General features: G+C 74.6%; 16 protein-coding genes and 1 pseudogene. 10 read left to right on the top strand and 7 right to left on the bottom strand.

Going from position 1 to position 16,023, the window contains the following annotated elements; genetic code table 11:
* Window positions 1–31: 31 nt before the first annotated feature.
* Both CUT44_RS31955 and CUT44_RS33695 read left to right on the top strand, forming a co-directional pair.
* Window positions 32–670 carry an ABC transporter gene (locus CUT44_RS31955; protein ID WP_100205610.1) on the top strand — a complete coding sequence of 213 codons (639 nt, stop codon included), beginning with the start codon at window positions 32–34 and terminating at the stop codon, window positions 668–670.
* A gap of 21 nt (window positions 671–691) precedes the next feature.
* Window positions 692–865, top strand: a complete 174-nt coding sequence (locus CUT44_RS33695; RefSeq protein WP_199185924.1) for a hypothetical protein — start codon at window positions 692–694, stop codon at window positions 863–865.
* A gap of 42 nt (window positions 866–907) precedes the next feature.
* Here CUT44_RS33695 and CUT44_RS31950 read toward each other — a convergent pair whose 3' ends face one another.
* The 3 genes from CUT44_RS31950 to zapE form a co-directional block, all read right to left on the bottom strand.
* Entirely contained in the window at window positions 908–1,948 is a 1,041-nt protein-coding gene (locus CUT44_RS31950) for a polysaccharide deacetylase family protein (protein WP_233221818.1), read from the bottom strand.
* Window positions 1,949–2,066: 118 nt separating this feature from the next.
* Entirely contained in the window at window positions 2,067–3,482 is a 1,416-nt protein-coding gene (locus CUT44_RS31945; RefSeq protein ID WP_100205492.1) for an alkaline phosphatase PhoX, read from the bottom strand.
* Window positions 3,483–3,658: 176 nt separating this feature from the next.
* Window positions 3,659–4,861, bottom strand: a complete 1,203-nt coding sequence (gene zapE, locus CUT44_RS31940) for a cell division protein ZapE (protein WP_100205491.1) — start codon at window positions 4,859–4,861, stop codon at window positions 3,659–3,661.
* 66 nt (window positions 4,862–4,927) lie between these two features.
* Between zapE and CUT44_RS31935 the strand changes: the two genes are divergently transcribed.
* The 4 genes from CUT44_RS31935 to msrB all read left to right on the top strand — a co-directional run bounded on the left by CUT44_RS31935 (window position 4,928) and on the right by msrB (window position 8,722).
* The gene (locus CUT44_RS31935; RefSeq protein WP_100205490.1) at window positions 4,928–5,797 is read left to right on the top strand and encodes a dihydrofolate reductase family protein; all 870 of its coding nucleotides are present in this window, start codon (window positions 4,928–4,930) and stop codon (window positions 5,795–5,797) included.
* A 143-nt stretch (window positions 5,798–5,940) separates the two neighbouring features.
* Window positions 5,941–6,420 carry an indole-3-glycerol phosphate synthase gene (locus tag CUT44_RS31930; RefSeq protein ID WP_100205489.1) on the top strand — a complete coding sequence of 160 codons (480 nt, stop codon included), beginning with the start codon at window positions 5,941–5,943 and terminating at the stop codon, window positions 6,418–6,420.
* 467 nt (window positions 6,421–6,887) lie between these two features.
* The gene (gene murC / locus CUT44_RS31925; RefSeq protein WP_100205488.1) at window positions 6,888–8,291 is read left to right on the top strand and encodes a UDP-N-acetylmuramate--L-alanine ligase; all 1,404 of its coding nucleotides are present in this window, start codon (window positions 6,888–6,890) and stop codon (window positions 8,289–8,291) included.
* Window positions 8,292–8,305: 14 nt separating this feature from the next.
* Window positions 8,306–8,722 carry a peptide-methionine (R)-S-oxide reductase MsrB gene (msrB, locus tag CUT44_RS31920; protein WP_100205487.1) on the top strand — a complete coding sequence of 139 codons (417 nt, stop codon included), beginning with the start codon at window positions 8,306–8,308 and terminating at the stop codon, window positions 8,720–8,722.
* A gap of 304 nt (window positions 8,723–9,026) precedes the next feature.
* Here msrB and treZ read toward each other — a convergent pair whose 3' ends face one another.
* Window positions 9,027–10,766, bottom strand: coding sequence for a malto-oligosyltrehalose trehalohydrolase (gene treZ / locus CUT44_RS31915; protein WP_100205486.1), 1,740 nt, complete (start codon window positions 10,764–10,766; stop codon window positions 9,027–9,029).
* 310 nt (window positions 10,767–11,076) lie between these two features.
* Here treZ and CUT44_RS31910 point away from each other — a divergent pair, with 310 nt between their 5' ends.
* Entirely contained in the window at window positions 11,077–11,448 is a 372-nt protein-coding gene (locus CUT44_RS31910; RefSeq protein WP_100205485.1) for a hypothetical protein, read from the top strand.
* Window positions 11,445–11,924, top strand: a pseudogene (locus CUT44_RS31905) (nucleotidyl transferase AbiEii/AbiGii toxin family protein); the annotation flags it as partial. The gene CUT44_RS31910 and the pseudogene CUT44_RS31905, both read left to right, overlap by 4 nt.
* A gap of 212 nt (window positions 11,925–12,136) precedes the next feature.
* Here the strand turns inward: CUT44_RS31905 and CUT44_RS31900 are convergent.
* Window positions 12,137–12,649, bottom strand: coding sequence for an ATP-binding protein (locus CUT44_RS31900; RefSeq protein WP_146252336.1), 513 nt, complete (start codon window positions 12,647–12,649; stop codon window positions 12,137–12,139).
* Window positions 12,650–12,720: 71 nt separating this feature from the next.
* Window positions 12,721–13,035 carry a recombinase family protein gene (locus tag CUT44_RS31895; RefSeq protein WP_100205482.1) on the bottom strand — a complete coding sequence of 105 codons (315 nt, stop codon included), beginning with the start codon at window positions 13,033–13,035 and terminating at the stop codon, window positions 12,721–12,723.
* A gap of 305 nt (window positions 13,036–13,340) precedes the next feature.
* Here CUT44_RS31895 and CUT44_RS31890 point away from each other — a divergent pair, with 305 nt between their 5' ends.
* Entirely contained in the window at window positions 13,341–14,201 is an 861-nt protein-coding gene (locus tag CUT44_RS31890; RefSeq protein ID WP_100205481.1) for a helix-turn-helix domain-containing protein, read from the top strand.
* A 13-nt stretch (window positions 14,202–14,214) separates the two neighbouring features.
* Window positions 14,215–14,424: a DUF397 domain-containing protein gene (locus CUT44_RS31885; RefSeq protein ID WP_100205480.1), complete on the top strand. Its 210-nt coding sequence runs from the start codon at window positions 14,215–14,217 to the stop codon at window positions 14,422–14,424.
* Between the two features lie 225 nt (window positions 14,425–14,649).
* On the opposite strand, the gene CUT44_RS31880 is transcribed toward CUT44_RS31885, so the two are convergent.
* Window positions 14,650–15,591: a GNAT family N-acetyltransferase gene (locus tag CUT44_RS31880; RefSeq protein ID WP_100205479.1), complete on the bottom strand. Its 942-nt coding sequence runs from the start codon at window positions 15,589–15,591 to the stop codon at window positions 14,650–14,652.
* Window positions 15,592–16,023 lie beyond the last annotated feature (432 nt).

Below are 16,023 nucleotides of genomic sequence, written 5' to 3'. Positions count from 1 at the left end.
CTCAGGGCGGCGAGGATGTCAAGAGACCTCCCTGCTGCTGCGCTCGCGCCGCTGGCTGCCGCCCCTGCTGCTGTACGCAGCCGCCCTGCTGGTCGGGGTCCGGGGCGGGGAGCCGGTCCTGGACTCGCTCGGCTACGCCGCCGCCGTGCTGCTGCCGGTGGCCGCCTGGCTGGCCAGGGCCTGTGTCACCGGCGAGCCGCCCGCCGCCCGCTGGTGCGCCGCGGCGGCGGCCGGTCCGGGCGCGGTCCAGCTGGCGTCCCTGCTGGGCGCGCTGCTCGTCTCGGCGGCGCTGGGCGCCGCCGGCGCGGTGGCCGTCGCCGTGATCGGCGGCCCGCACGGCGGCGACCGCGCCACCGCCGTACCGCCGGTGCCCGCGGCCGGTGCCGGGCTGCTGGCCGTGCTCACCTGCGCGCTGCTGGGCACGGCGGTGGGGGCGCTGTGCAACCGGCCGCTGCTGCGCGGCACCGGGCGGGCGGTGCCCGCCACCGTGCTCGCCTCGGTGGCGGCGCTGGTGGTCCCGTGGTCGCCGGCCAACGCGGCGGTCGGCGCGCTGGTCACCGGATCGCGCACCGCCGACGTCTCGGTGCCGCTGCTGCCGTGCGCGGCGGCACTGCTGGTGGCCGCCGGGGCGGTGGCGGTGAGCTGCCGGGCCGCCGCCCGCCGGGGGTAGCGCGGCGCTACGCTCGTCGGTATGGAGAACGAACCGGAGGACCGCGCCGGTCGTGCCGAGGGCGCCGGGCGCGAGGAGCGCGCCCGCTGTGTGCGGTGCGGCGAGCCCACCGAGTATCCGGCGAGCACGCCCGGCGCCACGCTGTGTCCGGTGTGCGGCTGGCAGGAGGCCGAGCGGGTCGCCTGCTCCGGCTGAGCCCGCCGCCGGGCGGACGGGCCGGGCGGACGGGCCGGGGGCTCAGCGGGACGAGGCGGGGGACGGGGCGGGCGCCCGGCCCATGGCCGCCGCGACGAGTTCCGAGACGTGGACGAGGCGGTAGCCGCGCCCGCGCAGTTCCGGGACCAGGCGGCCGACCGCCGCGGCGGTGGCCGGTGCCCGCTCGCGGTCCCAGCGCAGGATCACCACCGAACCCGGCCTGATCTTCTTCAGTACCCGCCCGGCGAGCTCCTCCGGATCGGACGCGCCGGTGTCCGCCGCGTCCACGTCCCCCGCCACCGCGGTCACCCCGGCCGGTGCGACGGCCCGCCGGGACCGGTCGTCGTGGCAGCCGCCGGGAAAGCGGAAGTACGGGGTGGGCCGCGCCACGCCCGCCGCGCGGATCTCCTTCAGCCCCTCGCGCACCTCCGCCAGGTGCCGGTCCGGGGCCAGGGCGGGCAGGTCCGCGCAGTCGGGGGTGAAGGCGTGGTGGGAGAGGGAGAGGCTGCCGACCTCGAACAGCCGGTCGCGGCCGATGGCGCGGGCCCGGTCCCGGTGGGTGCGGGCCCACACCCCGGTCATGAAGACGGTGGCGGGGGCCTTCGCACGGCGCAGGGCGGTGAACAGTGCCGGGTTGTCGTGGCGGACGCCGTCCTCGGCCGCGCGTTTCGCGTCCTCGGGTGACAGGGCGGCGTCGAAGGTCAGCGCCACCACCCGGTCCCCGGACGTCCGGCCCGCCGTGCCGCCGGGGCCCGCCGCTCCCTTCCCGCCCTCCGAGTACCGCGGCCCGTGCCGGAGGACGGGGACGCGGCCGCTGGCGGACAGCGGCAGGGTGAGGTATCCGCCGGGGGCCGGGGTGGCGGTGCCCGCGGAGCGGGAGGCGGAGGGCCGGGAATCCGGCTGGTCGGTGTCCGGGTCGGTGTCCGGGTCGGTGTCCGGGGTGGTGTCCGCCGCGCCGGGGGAGGGCGCGGCCCGGCCGCGGCCGTCGTCCGGTGCGCCGCAGCCCGCCACCGCGGTGGTGGCCAGGACGAGGGCGGTCAGGGCGGTGGCGGCACGGCGCACGGAGACGGTCGTGATCGGCATGAACGGAACATATCGGAACATAACGGCGTTCCGGTCCGTCCGCGCGGCACGCTGCTCCCGTCGGGCTACCGCCGCCCCCGGCCGGGGTGACCGGGCACCGGCCGGGGGACGGCGGCGGTCAGTGCCGCCACGGCCCGGTGACGGCGAACGTGGTGCCCGGCTCGTAGCAGTTGACGTACATGGTGCGGCCGTCGGGGGCGAAGGTGACGCCCGCGAACTCGCCGTACTCCGGCCGCTCGGCGGTGCCGGTGTTCTGCGCGTTGCGCGCCAGGGCGTACACCCGGCCGTGCCGGGTCAGGCCGTGAACGTACTGGGCGCCGCCGCCGTCCTCGCACACCAGCAGGCCGCCGCCGGGGGCGAGGCAGATGTTGTCCGGCGACTCGCCGGGCAGGTCGGTGCCGGTGTCCGGGCCGAAGACCACCACCAGGGTCAGCCGGCGGCGGGCCGGGTCGTACCGCCACACCTGGCCGCAGTGGTCGGCGGCCGAGCCCTCCAGGGCCCGTGCGTAGCTGGAGACGAAGTACACCGAGTTCCCGGCCCAGTAGCAGCCCTCCAGCTTCTGGCCGCGGGTGACGCCCGCCCGGCCGAAGTCCTGCAGCCGGACGGGGGTGCGGCGGGCCAGGGGGTCGGGCACCGGCACCCACTCGACGTGCTCCAGGACGGTACCGGGCTCCCGGACGGCCGACAGGTCCGGTACACCGCGCACCCGCAGGGCCTGGAGCTCCCCGCCCGCGCGCAGCGAGCCGAAGCCGCCCCGGGGGCGGCGGGGCAGGAAGCGGTAGAACAGGCCGTAGGGCGGGTCGAAGGCGTCCTCGGTCTCGTAGACGGCCCCGGTGCGCGGGTCGACGGCGACGGCCTCGTGCTGGAAGCGGCCCAGCGCGGTGAGCGGCTCGGGGACGGTGCGCCGGCCGGGGCCGGGATCCACCTCGAAGACGAAGCCGTGGTCCCGTTCGTAGCCGTTGGTCCCCGCCCGGTCCTCGTTCTCCTCGCAGGTCAGCCAGCTTCCCCAGGGAGTGGGACCGCCCGCGCAGTTCACGGCCGTGCCCGCCAGGCCGACCCGTTCGGAGAGCACCCGCTCCGCGGGCGGCGCCCCGTGCGGGGCGCGGTCCCGGGCGACCTCCAGGACGGTGCAGCCGCCCGTGGCACCCGGGTCGTACACCAGGCCGGGCACCGGGGGGACCGGGACCGGGGTGTCGTCCGGCTTGTTCTCGTGGTTGCGGACCAGCCACAGCCGCCCGGGGCGCGCACCGGGCAGGGCGGCCATGCCGTCGTGGTGGCCGGGCACCGGTCCCTGGCCGGAGAGCATCGGCTCGCCCTGGCGCGACAGCACCCGGTAGCGGAAGCCGGGCGGCAGGTCGAGCAGGCCGGCGGGGTCGGGGACCAGCGGGCCGTGACCGGTCCGGCCGGCGGCGAGCCGCGCGGCGGCGGGGCCGGTGAGCAGTTCGGTGACGGCGCCGGTGAGGGCGATGCCCGCCCCCACGGCGCCGGTTCCGGTCAACAGGCCCCCCAGGACCTGGCGGCGGGTTGCTGACATGGGCGGCTCCGGCTCCCTGCGGCGGACGGGCTGAGACCGGGACGTGTGTAACACGCGGTACGCCCGGGCCGGGCCGGGCGCGGCCGGGGCGGTGTCCGGCGCGACCCGTCCGGCGTACGGCGGGGCGGTCCACCCGGGGGCGGCCGGGCCGCCGTACGCGGGCCGAACGGGGTCCGTCAGGCGGTCCCGGACTCCGGAGCCCGGTCCTCGTCCCCGCGCCCGTGACCGCTGCCGTCCGCCCCGGCGGTCCTGTCGGTCCCGGCGGTCCCGTCCGTGGGCTCCCCGGTCAGCCGCCGGGCGTCGCGGGCGAGCGCGGTGAGCCGGGAGATCGCGCGGAAGTACTTCTTGCGGTAGCCGCCCCTCAGCATGTCCTCGCCGAAGAGCCGGTCGAAGGGCACCCCGGAGGCCAGTACCGGCACCTCGCGGTCGTAGAGCCGGTCGGCGAGGACGACCAGGCGCAGTGCGGTGGACTGGTCCGGCACCGGGCGGACATCCGTCAGACAGACGGCCCGCAGCCCGTCGCACAGCGCACCGTAGCGGCTGGGGTGGACCTGGGCGAGGTGCTCCAGGAGGGAGGGGAAGTGGTCGAGGGAGGTACCGGGGGTGCGGTGCGCGACGCCGGTCACCGTCGCCTCGTCGGCGGGCGGCGGGGCCTCGGGCAGGCCGCGGTGCCGGTAGTCCTCGCCGTCGATGCGCAGCGCGTGGAAGTGCGCGGCCAGCCCCTGTATCTCGCGCAGGAAGTCGGCGGCGGCGAAGCGGCCCTCGCCGAGCCTGCCCGGCAGGGTGTTGGAGGTGGCGGCCAGCGCCACGCCCGCCTCGACCAGGCGGCCCAGCAGGGTGGAGACCAGGACGGTGTCGCCCGGGTCGTCCAGCTCGAACTCGTCGATGCACAGCAGCCGGTGCCCGCCGAGCGTGTCCACCGTCCGCTGGAAGCCGAGCGCGCCCACCAGGTTGGTCAGCTCCACGAAGGTGCCGAACGCCTTGCGCTCGGGCGGCGCGTCGGTCGCGTGCCACAGGGAGGCCAGCAGATGGGTCTTGCCGACGCCGTAGCCGCCGTCGAGGTAGACCCCGCGGGGACCGGACGGCCGGGCGGGCCGGCCGCCTCCCCGGCGGAACCAGCGGCGTATGCCGCCTCCGTCGCCGTCCGCCGCCGGGTCGCCGATCCCGGCCGCGAACCCGCTCAGGACCCGTACCGCCTCGGCCTGGCCGGGCTGCTCCGGGTCCGGGTGGTAGTTGCCGAAGCGCACCGAGTCGAAGCGCGGCGGCGGGACCAGCTCCGCCACCAGCCGCTCGGCCGGGACGTGCGGGCGGCGGTCGCACAGGGACAGCGGGGCGGTCTCGTCGGTCGTCGGGCGTATCGAGGCGGTGGAGGACGGCACCCTACCCACTCTACGGGGCGTGGCGAGGTGCGAAGCGCGTCCGTGAGCCGTGCCACACTGCGCGGTATGCGACGTCTGTTCCCTGTTCCGGCGCCCCTGCCCGACGCCTCCCCCGGCTCCCCCGCGGCCGGTCCCCGGTCCCCGGGCGCCGGTGCCGCCGAGGGCCGGTGGAGCCTGGACGAGCTGGCCGACGCGTACGCCTACCCGCCCGCCGCGGGGCCGGGCGGGCCGGACCGGCCGGTGCCCTGGCTGCGCGGCAACATGGTCTCCTCGCTCGACGGCGCCGCCCACCACCGGGGGCGCTCGCAACCGCTCTCCTCGGACGCCGACATGCGGGTCTTCGGGGTGCTGCGGGGGCTGGCGGACGTGGTGGTCGTCGGTGCTGAAACGGTACGGCAGGAGGGCTACCGGCCCGCCCGCGCCCGCGAGGCGTTCGCCGCCCGGCGCGCGGCGGCCGGACAGGGGCCGGCCCCGGCGGTCGCGGTCGTCAGCGCCGGACTGGAACTGGACTTCTCCCTGCCGCTGTTCACCGGGCCGTTGGTGCCCACCCTGGTGATCACCGGCGCGGACGCCCCGGCCGGACGGCAGGCGGCGGCGCGGCGGGCGGGCGCCGTGGTGCTGCACGCGGGGGAGGGCGCCGCGGTGGACCCGGCGCGGGTGCCGGGGGTGCTGGCGGAGCGGGGCCTGACCCGGCTGCTCACCGAGGGCGGGCCGCGGCTGCTGGGGCAGTTCGCGGCGGCGGGCGTGCTGGACGAGCTGTGTCTGACCCTCTCGCCGCGGCTCGCCGCCGGGGACGCCGGGCGGATCGCCGGCGGCCCCGGTGTCCCCGGTCCCGAGGTGCCGCTGGCGTACGAGCTGCTGTCCCTGCTGGAGGAGGAGGGGTTCCTCTTCACCCGCTACGGCAGGGTCGGCACCATGACGGGACGACAGGAATGATCCGCCGATACCGGGAATCCGTACCGGAAGGTGTGACATGCACAGAATGAGATACGCAGAGTGAAATGCACGGTCCCCGCACGACGCGGGACGGGATGGTTTCGCACGGGTCACCGGACCCGCCAGGAGGAAGGGCGCCCGCAGTGTTCACGAGCGTATTGATGATCGAGAAGCCGCTGGTGCCCGCGGACGTGGAGCTCGTCACCACCCTCCACGGGGAGGAGCCGGTCTCCTTCGTGGTGCTGATGCAGCCGCGCGGCGACCAGGACCGGCTGCTGCGCGCCCTGGACGACGTGGCGCTCGGCGAGCTGGACGAGGCCGTGCGCGAGGCCGCCGGGGAGGAGGAGACGACGGCGGAGGACGGGCCGGTCTCCCCGGCCGAGCGCTCCCTGGAGCACTCGCTGGAGGCGCTGCGCGCCGCGGGGGCGGACGCCGTGGGGCAGATCGTCAGGAACCACCCGATCGATCTGCTCACCTCCGTGGTCCGCGAAACCCGGGCGGACGAGGTGATCGTCCTGACCGCGCCCCATCTGGTCGAGGAGTTCTTCCACCGTGACTGGGCCTCCCGGGCCCGCCACCGGGTCGGTGTCCCGGTGCTCAAGCTGTTCGCCCACAACGACTGACACCCCGCCGCCCCGCCGGGGCGGCGATTCCCGCCCGCCGCACCGTCCGCGGCCGCGGTGCCGGGCGGGTTCCCGTCTCCCCGCGCGGTGCCGGGGAGTGTTCCGGTCCCGCCTCGCGCCCCGTGCCCCGCGGGCCGTCGCGGCGGGTCCGGCCGCCCCGGCGATGCCAGCCGCCGCGCCGGGGTCCCGGCCGGGAGCGGCCGGGAGCGGCCGGGAGCCACCGAGGGCGCGGAGCCGGGGGCGGTGCGCCGGGCGCGTGGGCTGAGGACACCCCCGGCCCTCGCATAGGGTGGTAACGCGAGCCTCCGGTGGGTGCCGGCGTGCCGTGATCCGTGGAACACGTATGCCTGCGGGGCGCGGCACCGGGTTCCGGGAGCACTCCCGGGTCTCCGCGGGAGGTTCGGGCCGGGGACACCCCGGCCCCCGGAAGAACACCTCCCGGACACCCGGGCCCGAAAGGACACCGCATGGCACCCGGTCTGCCGCCCGTGCTGGAGCGACCCCACTTCATCGGCATCGGCGGCGCCGGAATGTCCGGCATCGCGAAGATCCTCGCCCGGCGCGGCGCCCGGGTCGCCGGAAGCGACGCCAGGGAGTCCGCCACCGCCGGCGCGCTGCGCGCCCTCGGAGTGAGGGTCCACATCGGCCACGCCGCCGGACACCTGGCCGTCGACGCCACCGCCGTCGTCGTCTCCAGCGCCATCCGCGAGGACAACCCCGAGCTGGCCGCCGCCCGTGAGCGCGGCATCGAGGTGGTGCACCGCTCCGACGCGCTGGCCGCCCTGATGGACGGCCTGCGCCCCCTCGCCGTCGCCGGCACCCACGGTAAGACGACCACCACCTCGATGCTCGCGGTCGCCCTGCGCACGATGGGCCTGGACCCCTCGTACGCGATCGGCGGCGACCTCGACGGCCCCGGCACCAACGCCCACCACGGCGAGGGGGAGATCTTCGTCGCCGAGGCCGACGAGAGCGACCGCAGCTTCCACAAGTACGCCCCCGAGGTGGCGATCGTTCTCAACGTGGAGCTGGACCACCACGCCAACTACGCCTCCCTGGCGGAGATCCACGAGTCCTTCGAGACCTTCGCCGACCGCCTCCGCCCCGGCGGCACCCTGGTGGTCTCCGCCGACCACGAGGGCGCCCGCGAGCTGACCGCCCGCCTCCGCGCCCGCAAGGCCCCCGGCGAGCCGCGGATCGTCACCTACGGCGAGGCGGCCGACGCCGACGCGCGGGTCCTCAAGACCGTCCCCCGCGGCCTGACCAGCGAGGTCACCGTCCGGCACGAGGGGGTGGAGCTCACCTTCACCGTCTCCGTCCCCGGCCGCCACTACGCCCACAACGCCGTCGCGGCGCTCGCCGCCGGAGCGGCCCTGGGCGTCCCGGCCGACCGGCTGGCCGCCGCCCTCACCTCGTACACCGGCGTCAGCCGCCGCCTCCAGCCCAAGGGCGAGGCGCGCGGCGTGCGGGTCATCGACTCCTACGCCCACCACCCCACCGAGATGGCCGCCGACCTGGAGGCCGTCCGGGACGCGGCTGAGGACGGCCGGGTGCTGGTGCTCTTCCAGCCCCACCTGTTCAGCCGCACCCGGGAACTGGGCGCCGAGATGGGCCGGGCCCTGGCCCTGGCCGACTCCTCGGTCGTCCTGGAGATCTACCCCGCCCGCGAGGACCCCGTCCCGGGCGTCACCAGCGCCCTCGTCGTGGACGCCGCCCGCGCGGCGGGCGCCGCCGTGCGGGCCGAGTCCGACCCGGAGCGGGCCGTGGCGGCGCTCGCCGGAATGACGGAGCCCGGTGACCTCGTTCTGACGATGGGGGCCGGCGACGTCACCGAACTCGGCCCGGCCCTCCTCGACCGGCTGGCGAAGTGACAGGAGGCACCCCCATGGCGTACGAGATCGACAGGACCGAGGAGCAGTGGCGGCAGGAGCTGAGCCCCGCTGAGTACCACGTGCTGCGCGAGGCGGGCACCGAGCCCGCCTTCACCGGCGAGTACACCGACACCAAGGCCACCGGGGTCTACCAGTGCCGGGCCTGCGGGACCGAGCTCTTCCGCTCGGACACCAAGTTCGAGTCCCACTGCGGCTGGCCCAGCTTCTTCGACCCGGCGGACTCCTCGGCCGTCGAACTGCGCGAGGACCGCTCCCACGGCATGGCCCGCACCGAGGTCCGCTGCGCCCGCTGCGGCTCCCACCTGGGCCACGTCTTCCGCGGCGAGGGATATCCCACCCCGACCGACGAGCGCTACTGCATCAACTCCATCTCCCTGCGGCTGGTGCCGGAGGAGAACTCCGGCCCGTGAGGCCGGCCCGGGCACGGCCGGATTCCGGCCTGCCGGGGGAGCCCGGACCGGAGCGCGCGTCCCGGCGCCCGCGCCGGCCCACCGCGACCCCTGTCGGCGCTGCGGGCGGCCCGTTCGGCCGGCTGCTGTGCCTGCCGTGTCCGGAGCGTGGGCGGGCCGCACCGTCTGGCCGGCCGCGCGGCCGTGTGCCGCCGTCCGGAGCGCGTCTCCGGTGCTGTCGGTACGCCCCCGGCCCGTGACACGAGGACCGCCGCCGGGCTCCGGTGGGCCCTGGGCGGCCCAGAACATCCACGCGGGAGCGTGTCTACCGCAGCACCGCCGCCGAGTGCGGGCCCAGTCGCAGCAGGCCGTCGCCCCGCGGGGGCTCGCACACCCCCCAGGAGGCCAGTTCGTCGGCGGTGTGCACCGTCAGGGGGATCTCGGCCGTGCCCTCGGCGGCCAGGTGCACCGCCAGGTGCAGCCCGCCGTGGCGCAGGTACAGCCAGCGCCGCTCCTCGTCGAAGGAGACGTGCACGTCGGCCGGTACCGTACGGGGCGAGACGTGGGCGCGGCGCAGCGCGATCAGCGCCCGGTGCCAGGCCAGCAGGGCGGCGTGCGGCTCGCGGCGCGGCTCGTCCCAGTCCAGACAGGACCGCAGCCGGGTGGCCGGGTCCTGCGGGTCGGGCACGTCCTCCTCGGCCCAGCCGTGCGCGGCGAACTCCCGCCGCCGCCCGCGCCGTACCGCTTCCGCCAGCTCGGGGTCGGGATGGTCGGTGAAGTACTGCCAGGGGGTGCGCGCCCCCCACTCCTCGCCCATGAACAGCATCGGCGTGTACGGCCCGCACAGCACCAGCGCCGCCGCGCAGGCCGCGAGACCGGGGGAGAGGTGGGCGGCGAGCCGGTCGCCCCGGGCCCGGTTGCCCACCTGGTCGTGGGTCTGGGCGTAGGCCAGGAAGCGGCGGGTCTCGGCGGCCGTACGGTCCACCGGGCGGCCGTGGCGGCGGCCCCGGAAGGACGAGTACGTGCCGTCGTGGAAGAACACCCCGGTCAGCGTCTTGGCCAGGGCCGCCAGCGGGGCGCGGGCGAAGTCGGCGTAGTAGCCCTGGGCCTCGCCGGTCAGCGCGGTGTGCAGGGCGTGGTGGAGGTCGTCGTTCCACTGGGCGTGGAGCCCCAGCCCGTTGGCGGCGCGCGGCGCGGTGGTGCGCGGGTCGTTCCGGTCGGACTCGGCGACCAGGAACAGCGGGCGGCCCAGCTCGTCCGCGAGCGCGTCCACGGCCGCCGACAGCTCGGCCAGGAAGTGCTCGGCGCGGTCGTCCACCAGCGCGTGCACCGCGTCCAGGCGCAGCCCGTCCAGCCGGTAGTCGCGCAGGAAGGCCAGCGCGCTGCCGATGAAGTACGCCCGCACCTCGTCCGAGCCGGGCGCGTCCAGGTTGACCGCCGAGCCCCACGGGGTGTGGTGGCGGTCGGTGAAGTACGGGCCGAACTCCGGCAGCCGGTTGCCCGAGGGGCCCAGATGGTTGTGCACCACGTCCAGGACGACGCCCAGGCCGTGCGCGTGCGCGGCGTCCACGAAGCGCTTGAGGCCGTCGGGCCCGCCGTAGGGCTCGTGCACCGCCCACGGCGCCACCCCGTCGTAGCCCCAGCCGTGGGTGCCGGGGAAGGAGTTGACCGGCATCAGCTCGACATGGGTGACGCCCAGGCCGGCCAGGTGGCCCAGCCGCCCGGCCGCCGCCTCGAAGGTGCCCGCCTCGGTGAAGGTGCCGACGTGCAGCTCGTACAGCACCGCGCCCGCCAGGTCCCGCCCGGCCCACTCGTGGCGCCAGGAGTACGCCCCGGTGTCCACCACCGCGGCCGGGCCGTCGGGCCCGTCCGGCAGCCGCCGGGCGCGGGGATCGGGCAGGACGGGCCCGCCGTCGAGCGAGAAGCCGTAGCGGGTCCCGTGCCCGGCGGACGCCTCGGCCCGCCACCACCCGGCGCGCTCCGGATCGCGCGCCATGGGGAACTCCTCGCCCCCCGTGTGCAGCGCGACCTCGCGCGCGTCCGGTGCCCACACCTCGAACAGCACTGGCGTCTCCCTGTGGCCGACGGCACGTCAGAGATCCAGCATGCCCGCTCGGGCGCCGTTCACCGCGGACCTCACGCGGGCACCGCCCGGCGTTCCCCGCCGCGCCGGGGCGCTTCAGTTGACGCAGACGCGCACCCGGCGGCCGGGGACGTGAGTACCGCGCGGACGGCCTTGCCGCCGGACGGGTGGTGGACGGCCTTCCCGTGGTCGGAGAGAGCGGTCACGAGCGCCGGGTCGCACCGGTCGGGGCGGACTGCGCCGGAATTCCGTATCCGTCGTGCCGCCGCCCGCCACCGGCGATACTGGACGCATGGACCCGATGACCACCGCCCCGCGCGCCGAGGTGCTGCGGGACCGCTACCGCAACCGGCTGCCGGAGCGCCTGCGGGAGCTGGCCGGCCCCGCCGAGGGCACCGTCGATCTGCCGCTCCACATCGCCTGGTCCGGGCGCACGAGCTACAGCCTGGACCGTCCGAAGTCCCGTATGACGCTCTATCGGACCGTCCTCGCGGAGGGCCTGCGCGAGGACCTGGAGGCATTCCTCCACCACCGGCTGCTCACCGAGCAGTGGCCCGTTCTGCGCCGCCTGGTCAGCCCGTACATCCGCGAGGTCTGGGAGGACGCCTTCCCCGAGCTGCCCCGCACCGCCCCGGCCGACACGACCGCCGCGACCGCCGCGTGAAGCTCACCCCGCTCCACCGGCGCCTCCTCGCCGACATCATCGACCTCGGCTCCCCCTACCCGCTGGTCCTCACCGGCGGATACGCGGTACAGGCCCACGGCCTGGTCGAACGCTTCAGCCGCGACCTCGACGTCGCCACCGAGAACCCCGCTCCGATGGACGAGATCGTCACCTCGCTCACCGCGGGCCTCATCGCGCGCGGATGGCGGACAACGTATGTCCGGACCGACCCGCTCAGCGGCCGGTTCCTCGTCACCGACCCGGAGAACGGCGAGGAGTGCGAGGTCGACGTCCTCAAGGAGCCGTTCTGGGCACCGCCCGCCCAGACCCCCTACGGCCCCGTCCTCTCCCTCGACGACGTGATCGGCACCAAGGTCCGCGCCCTCGCCGACCGCGGCACCGTTCGCGACCTCATCGACGTCCAGGCCGCCTCACGCCATCGCTCCACCGCCGACCTCGAAACCCTCGCGCCGCGAGTAGTTGACAGAATGCCCTGCCAGACGGTGGTACGCGCGTAGCGCAGTACGGTGTTGAGCCCCCACTGGGTGAGGACCACTGGTAAGTCCGGCAGCGACATCACACTCGAACTGTCCGACCTCCGGCCGTGCGGTTTGAGAGCGTCTTCGGTCGCTGAGCTGGGCCCCTGCTCCATGGATACGGGGGCAGGGGCGAGGTCGGCGTTTTGTGGTTACAGCTGTTCGAGCCCGTCGATGAGCCGTTGGAGAAACTCGGCGTCCAGGGCCTTGGCCGGTGGGCGGGTCGGCTCCTTGATTCTGTGGCGGTGCGGCAGGACGTGCATCTCGCCCCATACCACCTTTCCCCGCGGTGCGGGGTCGGTGCCCCATCGATACGTCAGGTTCTCGACGAGCGTCAGACCGCGTCCGTGCTCCGTGTCGAGGTCGTCTTCCTGCGGCACGGGATGCTCCGCCGAGGTGTCCCAGACCTCGATGATCACGGTTGAACGGAGCCCCAGGACGCGCACGCCGATGAGTCTGATGTCCCCGGCGCGTGTCCAGCCCTCTGCCTTCTCCCGCTCCCTGGTGGCTTCGACAGCGTTGGTCACCAGTTCTGAGACCACCAGGAGTGCGTCGTCAACGATCTGGTGAGCCTTCCATCTGATGAGTACCTTCTTCACGAACTCGCGTGACCAGCCGGCCGCCGACTTCGTCGCAACGAGCGACAACTCGTCGTAGGCGTACACACGAGAGGACGGATAAGGGCGGCCCGGAACGGGGCGCTCCGGCCCCGTTCGATCCGTCATCGCGGCGGCCGTCACGGTGCACCGGCTTCGTGGAGGTGGGCGCCCGTCCTCCTGGAAAGCTGACTGAGCATGATCGCTCGTAGCAGCGGACTCACCGACAGATGACTGAGGTTCGGTACCACGACCTGGCGTGCGCGGTGGTTGAGCAGTTCCAGGAGCAGTTCGTCGAATGCGATGTGCGAACCGGATACCTCTTCCTGGAAGACCTTGGCCAGCTCGTAGCCGCCGCGATCGGCGAAGCCGTGCAGGCTCTCTTCCAAGTGCTTGATGGTGTCGTCTTCCTGATGCGGCTCGATCCTCATATAGCCGTAGATCAGGGGTTTCACAGTTCGCGCTCCTTTCTGCGGCCCTTCGGGGGCCGGTCTCGTCGCGCTGCCCGGAGCAGCGGCCCGGCGGGCACATCTCACGCGTTCGACGGGCGGCTCCCGCTGCTTGAAGGCATCCGCCCTCACACGGTGTTTCCGGGTCAGGACGGTGTGTGCCCGCCTTGTGTGCGCTCAGGATGCACGTGCACACCAGTAGAATGCAAGGTATGCATATGCATTGAACGCATGTGCTGTTCGGGTTGCCCGGCAAGGCGGCAGTCGGCCACACTCGCCCCGACGAGCCATGCAAAGAAGGGACGAGGTGGATGCCTCCGAAGCGGCAGATGCCGACAGCTCGTCTTCGCAGACTTGCGCGGGAGATGCGCCGTCTGCGCAGCGGAAGCGGCCTGACCAGGGAAGAAGTCACGGCCAGGACAGCCGTCAACGAAGCCACCCTGTACCGGCTGGAGACAGGGAAAGGCCGACCGCAGCGCCGCACCCTGACCGCCCTTCTCGATACGTACGGTGTCGAGGAGGCGAAACGCGAAGCGATCCTGACGCTCTCAAGCCAGGCGGACGAACAGGGATGGCTCAGGCCGTACCACGCTGACCTGCCCGACGAGTACGTCGGATACATCAGCTTCGAGGCCGAGGCCCGGAGTGTGCGCAACTACGAGTCGTTGTTCGTCCCCGGCCTCCTCCAGACGGAGGACTACGCCAGGGCTGTAGTCCGGGGCGTTCTCCCGGCGGCCAGCGCCAAGGAGGTGGGTCAACGGGTACAGGCACGTGTCGAGCGTCAGGTCGTCTTCTCCAGGGATCCCTCGCTTGAGCTGTGGGCCATCGTCGACGAGGCGGCACTGAGGCGCGTGGTCGGCGGCCCCGGAGTCATGGCGGACCAGTTGAACCACCTGGCCGACATCGCTGCCGAGCCCTGTGTGACCCTCCAGGTCATCCCTTTCGGGAGCGGTGCGCATCCGGGAATGCCCGGCAGTTTCGTCGTGATGGACTTCCCGGACCCGGAGGACCCGATGCTCGTCTACATCGACAGCATGGCCGGTGATCTGTTCCTCGAAGCCGACGAGGACATCCGGCGGTACAGCCAGATCTTCGACCATCTGCGCGCCCTGGCCCTGAGCCCTGGTGACTCGGCAGACCTGATCACCACATTGGCGCAAGAGACCAAGTGAGAGAAGAGTCGCTATGACGGAGCAGATAGGCCTCGCACGAGCCGAGTGGAGGAAGAGCAGCCACAGCAGTGGTGACGGCCAGTGCGTCGAGGTCGCGTTCCTCGGTGCTGTGGTGGCGGTGCGTGACAGCAAGGACCCGGACGGCCCGGTACTGGTCTCCACCCCTGGTGAGTTCTCGGCCTTCGTCCGTGGCCTCCTGGACGGTGAGTTCACCCCGGCCTGAGTGCTGGGACGGCCGCCGGGCCCCGGTGCCGAAGAGCGCCTGACTCGTGGTCAGGCGCTCTCCGTACGCGGGTTTTCGCTCGCGGGACAGGCCGTCTCCGTCGTGCCCGGCCTGTCGTGCGGGGCACCGGGATTTCCACGACGACCCGGGCCCTCCAGCCGCCGCGAGCCCTTGCTCGCGGCGGCGGCGCGCGTCAGGGGGCCGGCATGCCCGGCCGCGGACCCTTTACTCCAGGCACACGCGGCGCTGTGTCACCGGATACCCGGCCCGGGCGAAGTGGGCGGCCATCGGGGTGTTGGTGACGTCGGTGGCCGCCGCGATGCTCCGCGCGCCCTCGGCGACGAGCTGGTGGGTGCACTCGACCAGCAGGTCGTAGGCGTAGCCGTGGCCGCGCCGCTCGGGCACCACGCCGATGAAGCCGACGCACGGGCCGGACGGGTTGCGGGCCGGAACCTGGATGCCGGCGAGCTCGCCGCCGGGCGTGTACGCCAGCCGCCACCAGGCGCGCGGCGAGGGGCACCAGCGGAAGAAGTCCAGCTCCTCCCGGGCCGCCCGCTCCACGCCGCCCGCGGCGATCGCGCGGCGGGCGTGCGCGTCCAGGGTGTCTGAGTGGACCCGGCGCAGCACCTCCAGGACCAGCTCGTCGCCCGCGTCGCCGTCCGGCACGGGGCGGAACTCCAGCCGCCCGGGCCGCTCGGGCAGCCCGCACCCGGGGGTCCACTCGTAGCGGTACCGCTCCACCAGGAACGTGTACCCGGCGGCCTCGGCCGCCTCGGTCCGGGCCTCGGCGGCGGCGCGGACCTCGTCCCGCTCGTGCCAGTCGGGCGGCAGCACCAGCTCGTACCCGGCGCGGAAGGGGGCGCGGCGCAGCAGTTCCACGGCGGCGTCGCGGTCGGTGAAGTCGAACCAGTCGAGTACGACCGGCTCGGTGTCGTGCGGCCCGCCCCAGAACGCGGCCCGCGCGACGACCGTGCCGCCGCGCAGGGCCACCCAGGTCCACTCGGGGCGGTACGCGCCGCCCTCGGCCACGGTGGTGTACGGGCGGCCCATGACGGGCGGGCCGATCAGGTCCGCGGCGGGGGCGGACAGGGAGGTGAACAGCTCGCGCGCCTCGCCCTCGGCGAGCGCGCGGACGACGGGGGAGGCCGGATGGGCCGGAGAGAACATGGTGGTGATTCCTTCGCGGAGAACGCGGACACCGCCGCGCTCCCGGTCAGAGAAGGAGGAACGCCCGGCGGACGGGGCGGAAGCGCGTGACGGCAGGGGTACGGACGGCGTGCACGGCTCTCACCTCCCTTTCCGGTGCAGGGGCGTGGCGGCACCGTAGCCCGGAGGACCGGTGGGCGTCCACGTGTTTTCCTGTCCCCCGTCCGTCGCGCGGCTTCCGTACCAGCCGTGTCCCGTCAGCCGTCCGCTGTACGGCGGGGACCGGGTGGCACCGGAACGGTCCCGGACCCCGGCGGCGGGCCGGCCGTCGGGGACGGCGGTGGCACACGGGCTTCCCCGAAGCCGGGCGTTCTGCTGTCGGCGGAGGCTGTCGTGGCTCCGATGGTGTGGACGACAGGATCGTCACATGCAGCCGGTCTTCGTTCTCGTACA

Source organism: Streptomyces carminius (genome assembly GCF_002794255.1).
Classification (GTDB): domain Bacteria; phylum Actinomycetota; class Actinomycetes; order Streptomycetales; family Streptomycetaceae; genus Streptomyces; species Streptomyces carminius.
The sequence above is the reverse complement of the archived record's forward strand: the minus strand, read 5'-3'. Positions and strand labels throughout refer to the sequence as shown.

What these genes read in the sequence shown, in the direction of transcription:
- CUT44_RS33695 (WP_199185924.1), top strand. Translation starts at nt 692, where the DNA reads ATGGAGAACGAACCGGAGGACCGCGCCGGTCGTGCCGAGGGCGCCGGG.
- CUT44_RS31950 (WP_233221818.1), bottom strand. Translation starts at nt 1,948, where the DNA reads ATGCCGATCACGACCGTCTCCGTGCGCCGTGCCGCCACCGCCCTGACC.
- CUT44_RS31945 (WP_100205492.1), bottom strand. Translation starts at nt 3,482, where the DNA reads ATGTCAGCAACCCGCCGCCAGGTCCTGGGGGGCCTGTTGACCGGAACC.
- CUT44_RS31935 (WP_100205490.1), top strand. Translation starts at nt 4,928, where the DNA reads ATGCGACGTCTGTTCCCTGTTCCGGCGCCCCTGCCCGACGCCTCCCCC.
- murC (WP_100205488.1), top strand. Translation starts at nt 6,888, where the DNA reads ATGGCACCCGGTCTGCCGCCCGTGCTGGAGCGACCCCACTTCATCGGC.
- msrB (WP_100205487.1), top strand. Translation starts at nt 8,306, where the DNA reads ATGGCGTACGAGATCGACAGGACCGAGGAGCAGTGGCGGCAGGAGCTG.
- CUT44_RS31910 (WP_100205485.1), top strand. Translation starts at nt 11,077, where the DNA reads ATGGACCCGATGACCACCGCCCCGCGCGCCGAGGTGCTGCGGGACCGC.
- CUT44_RS31890 (WP_100205481.1), top strand. Translation starts at nt 13,341, where the DNA reads ATGCCTCCGAAGCGGCAGATGCCGACAGCTCGTCTTCGCAGACTTGCG.
- CUT44_RS31885 (WP_100205480.1), top strand. Translation starts at nt 14,215, where the DNA reads ATGACGGAGCAGATAGGCCTCGCACGAGCCGAGTGGAGGAAGAGCAGC.
- CUT44_RS31880 (WP_100205479.1), bottom strand. Translation starts at nt 15,591, where the DNA reads ATGTTCTCTCCGGCCCATCCGGCCTCCCCCGTCGTCCGCGCGCTCGCC.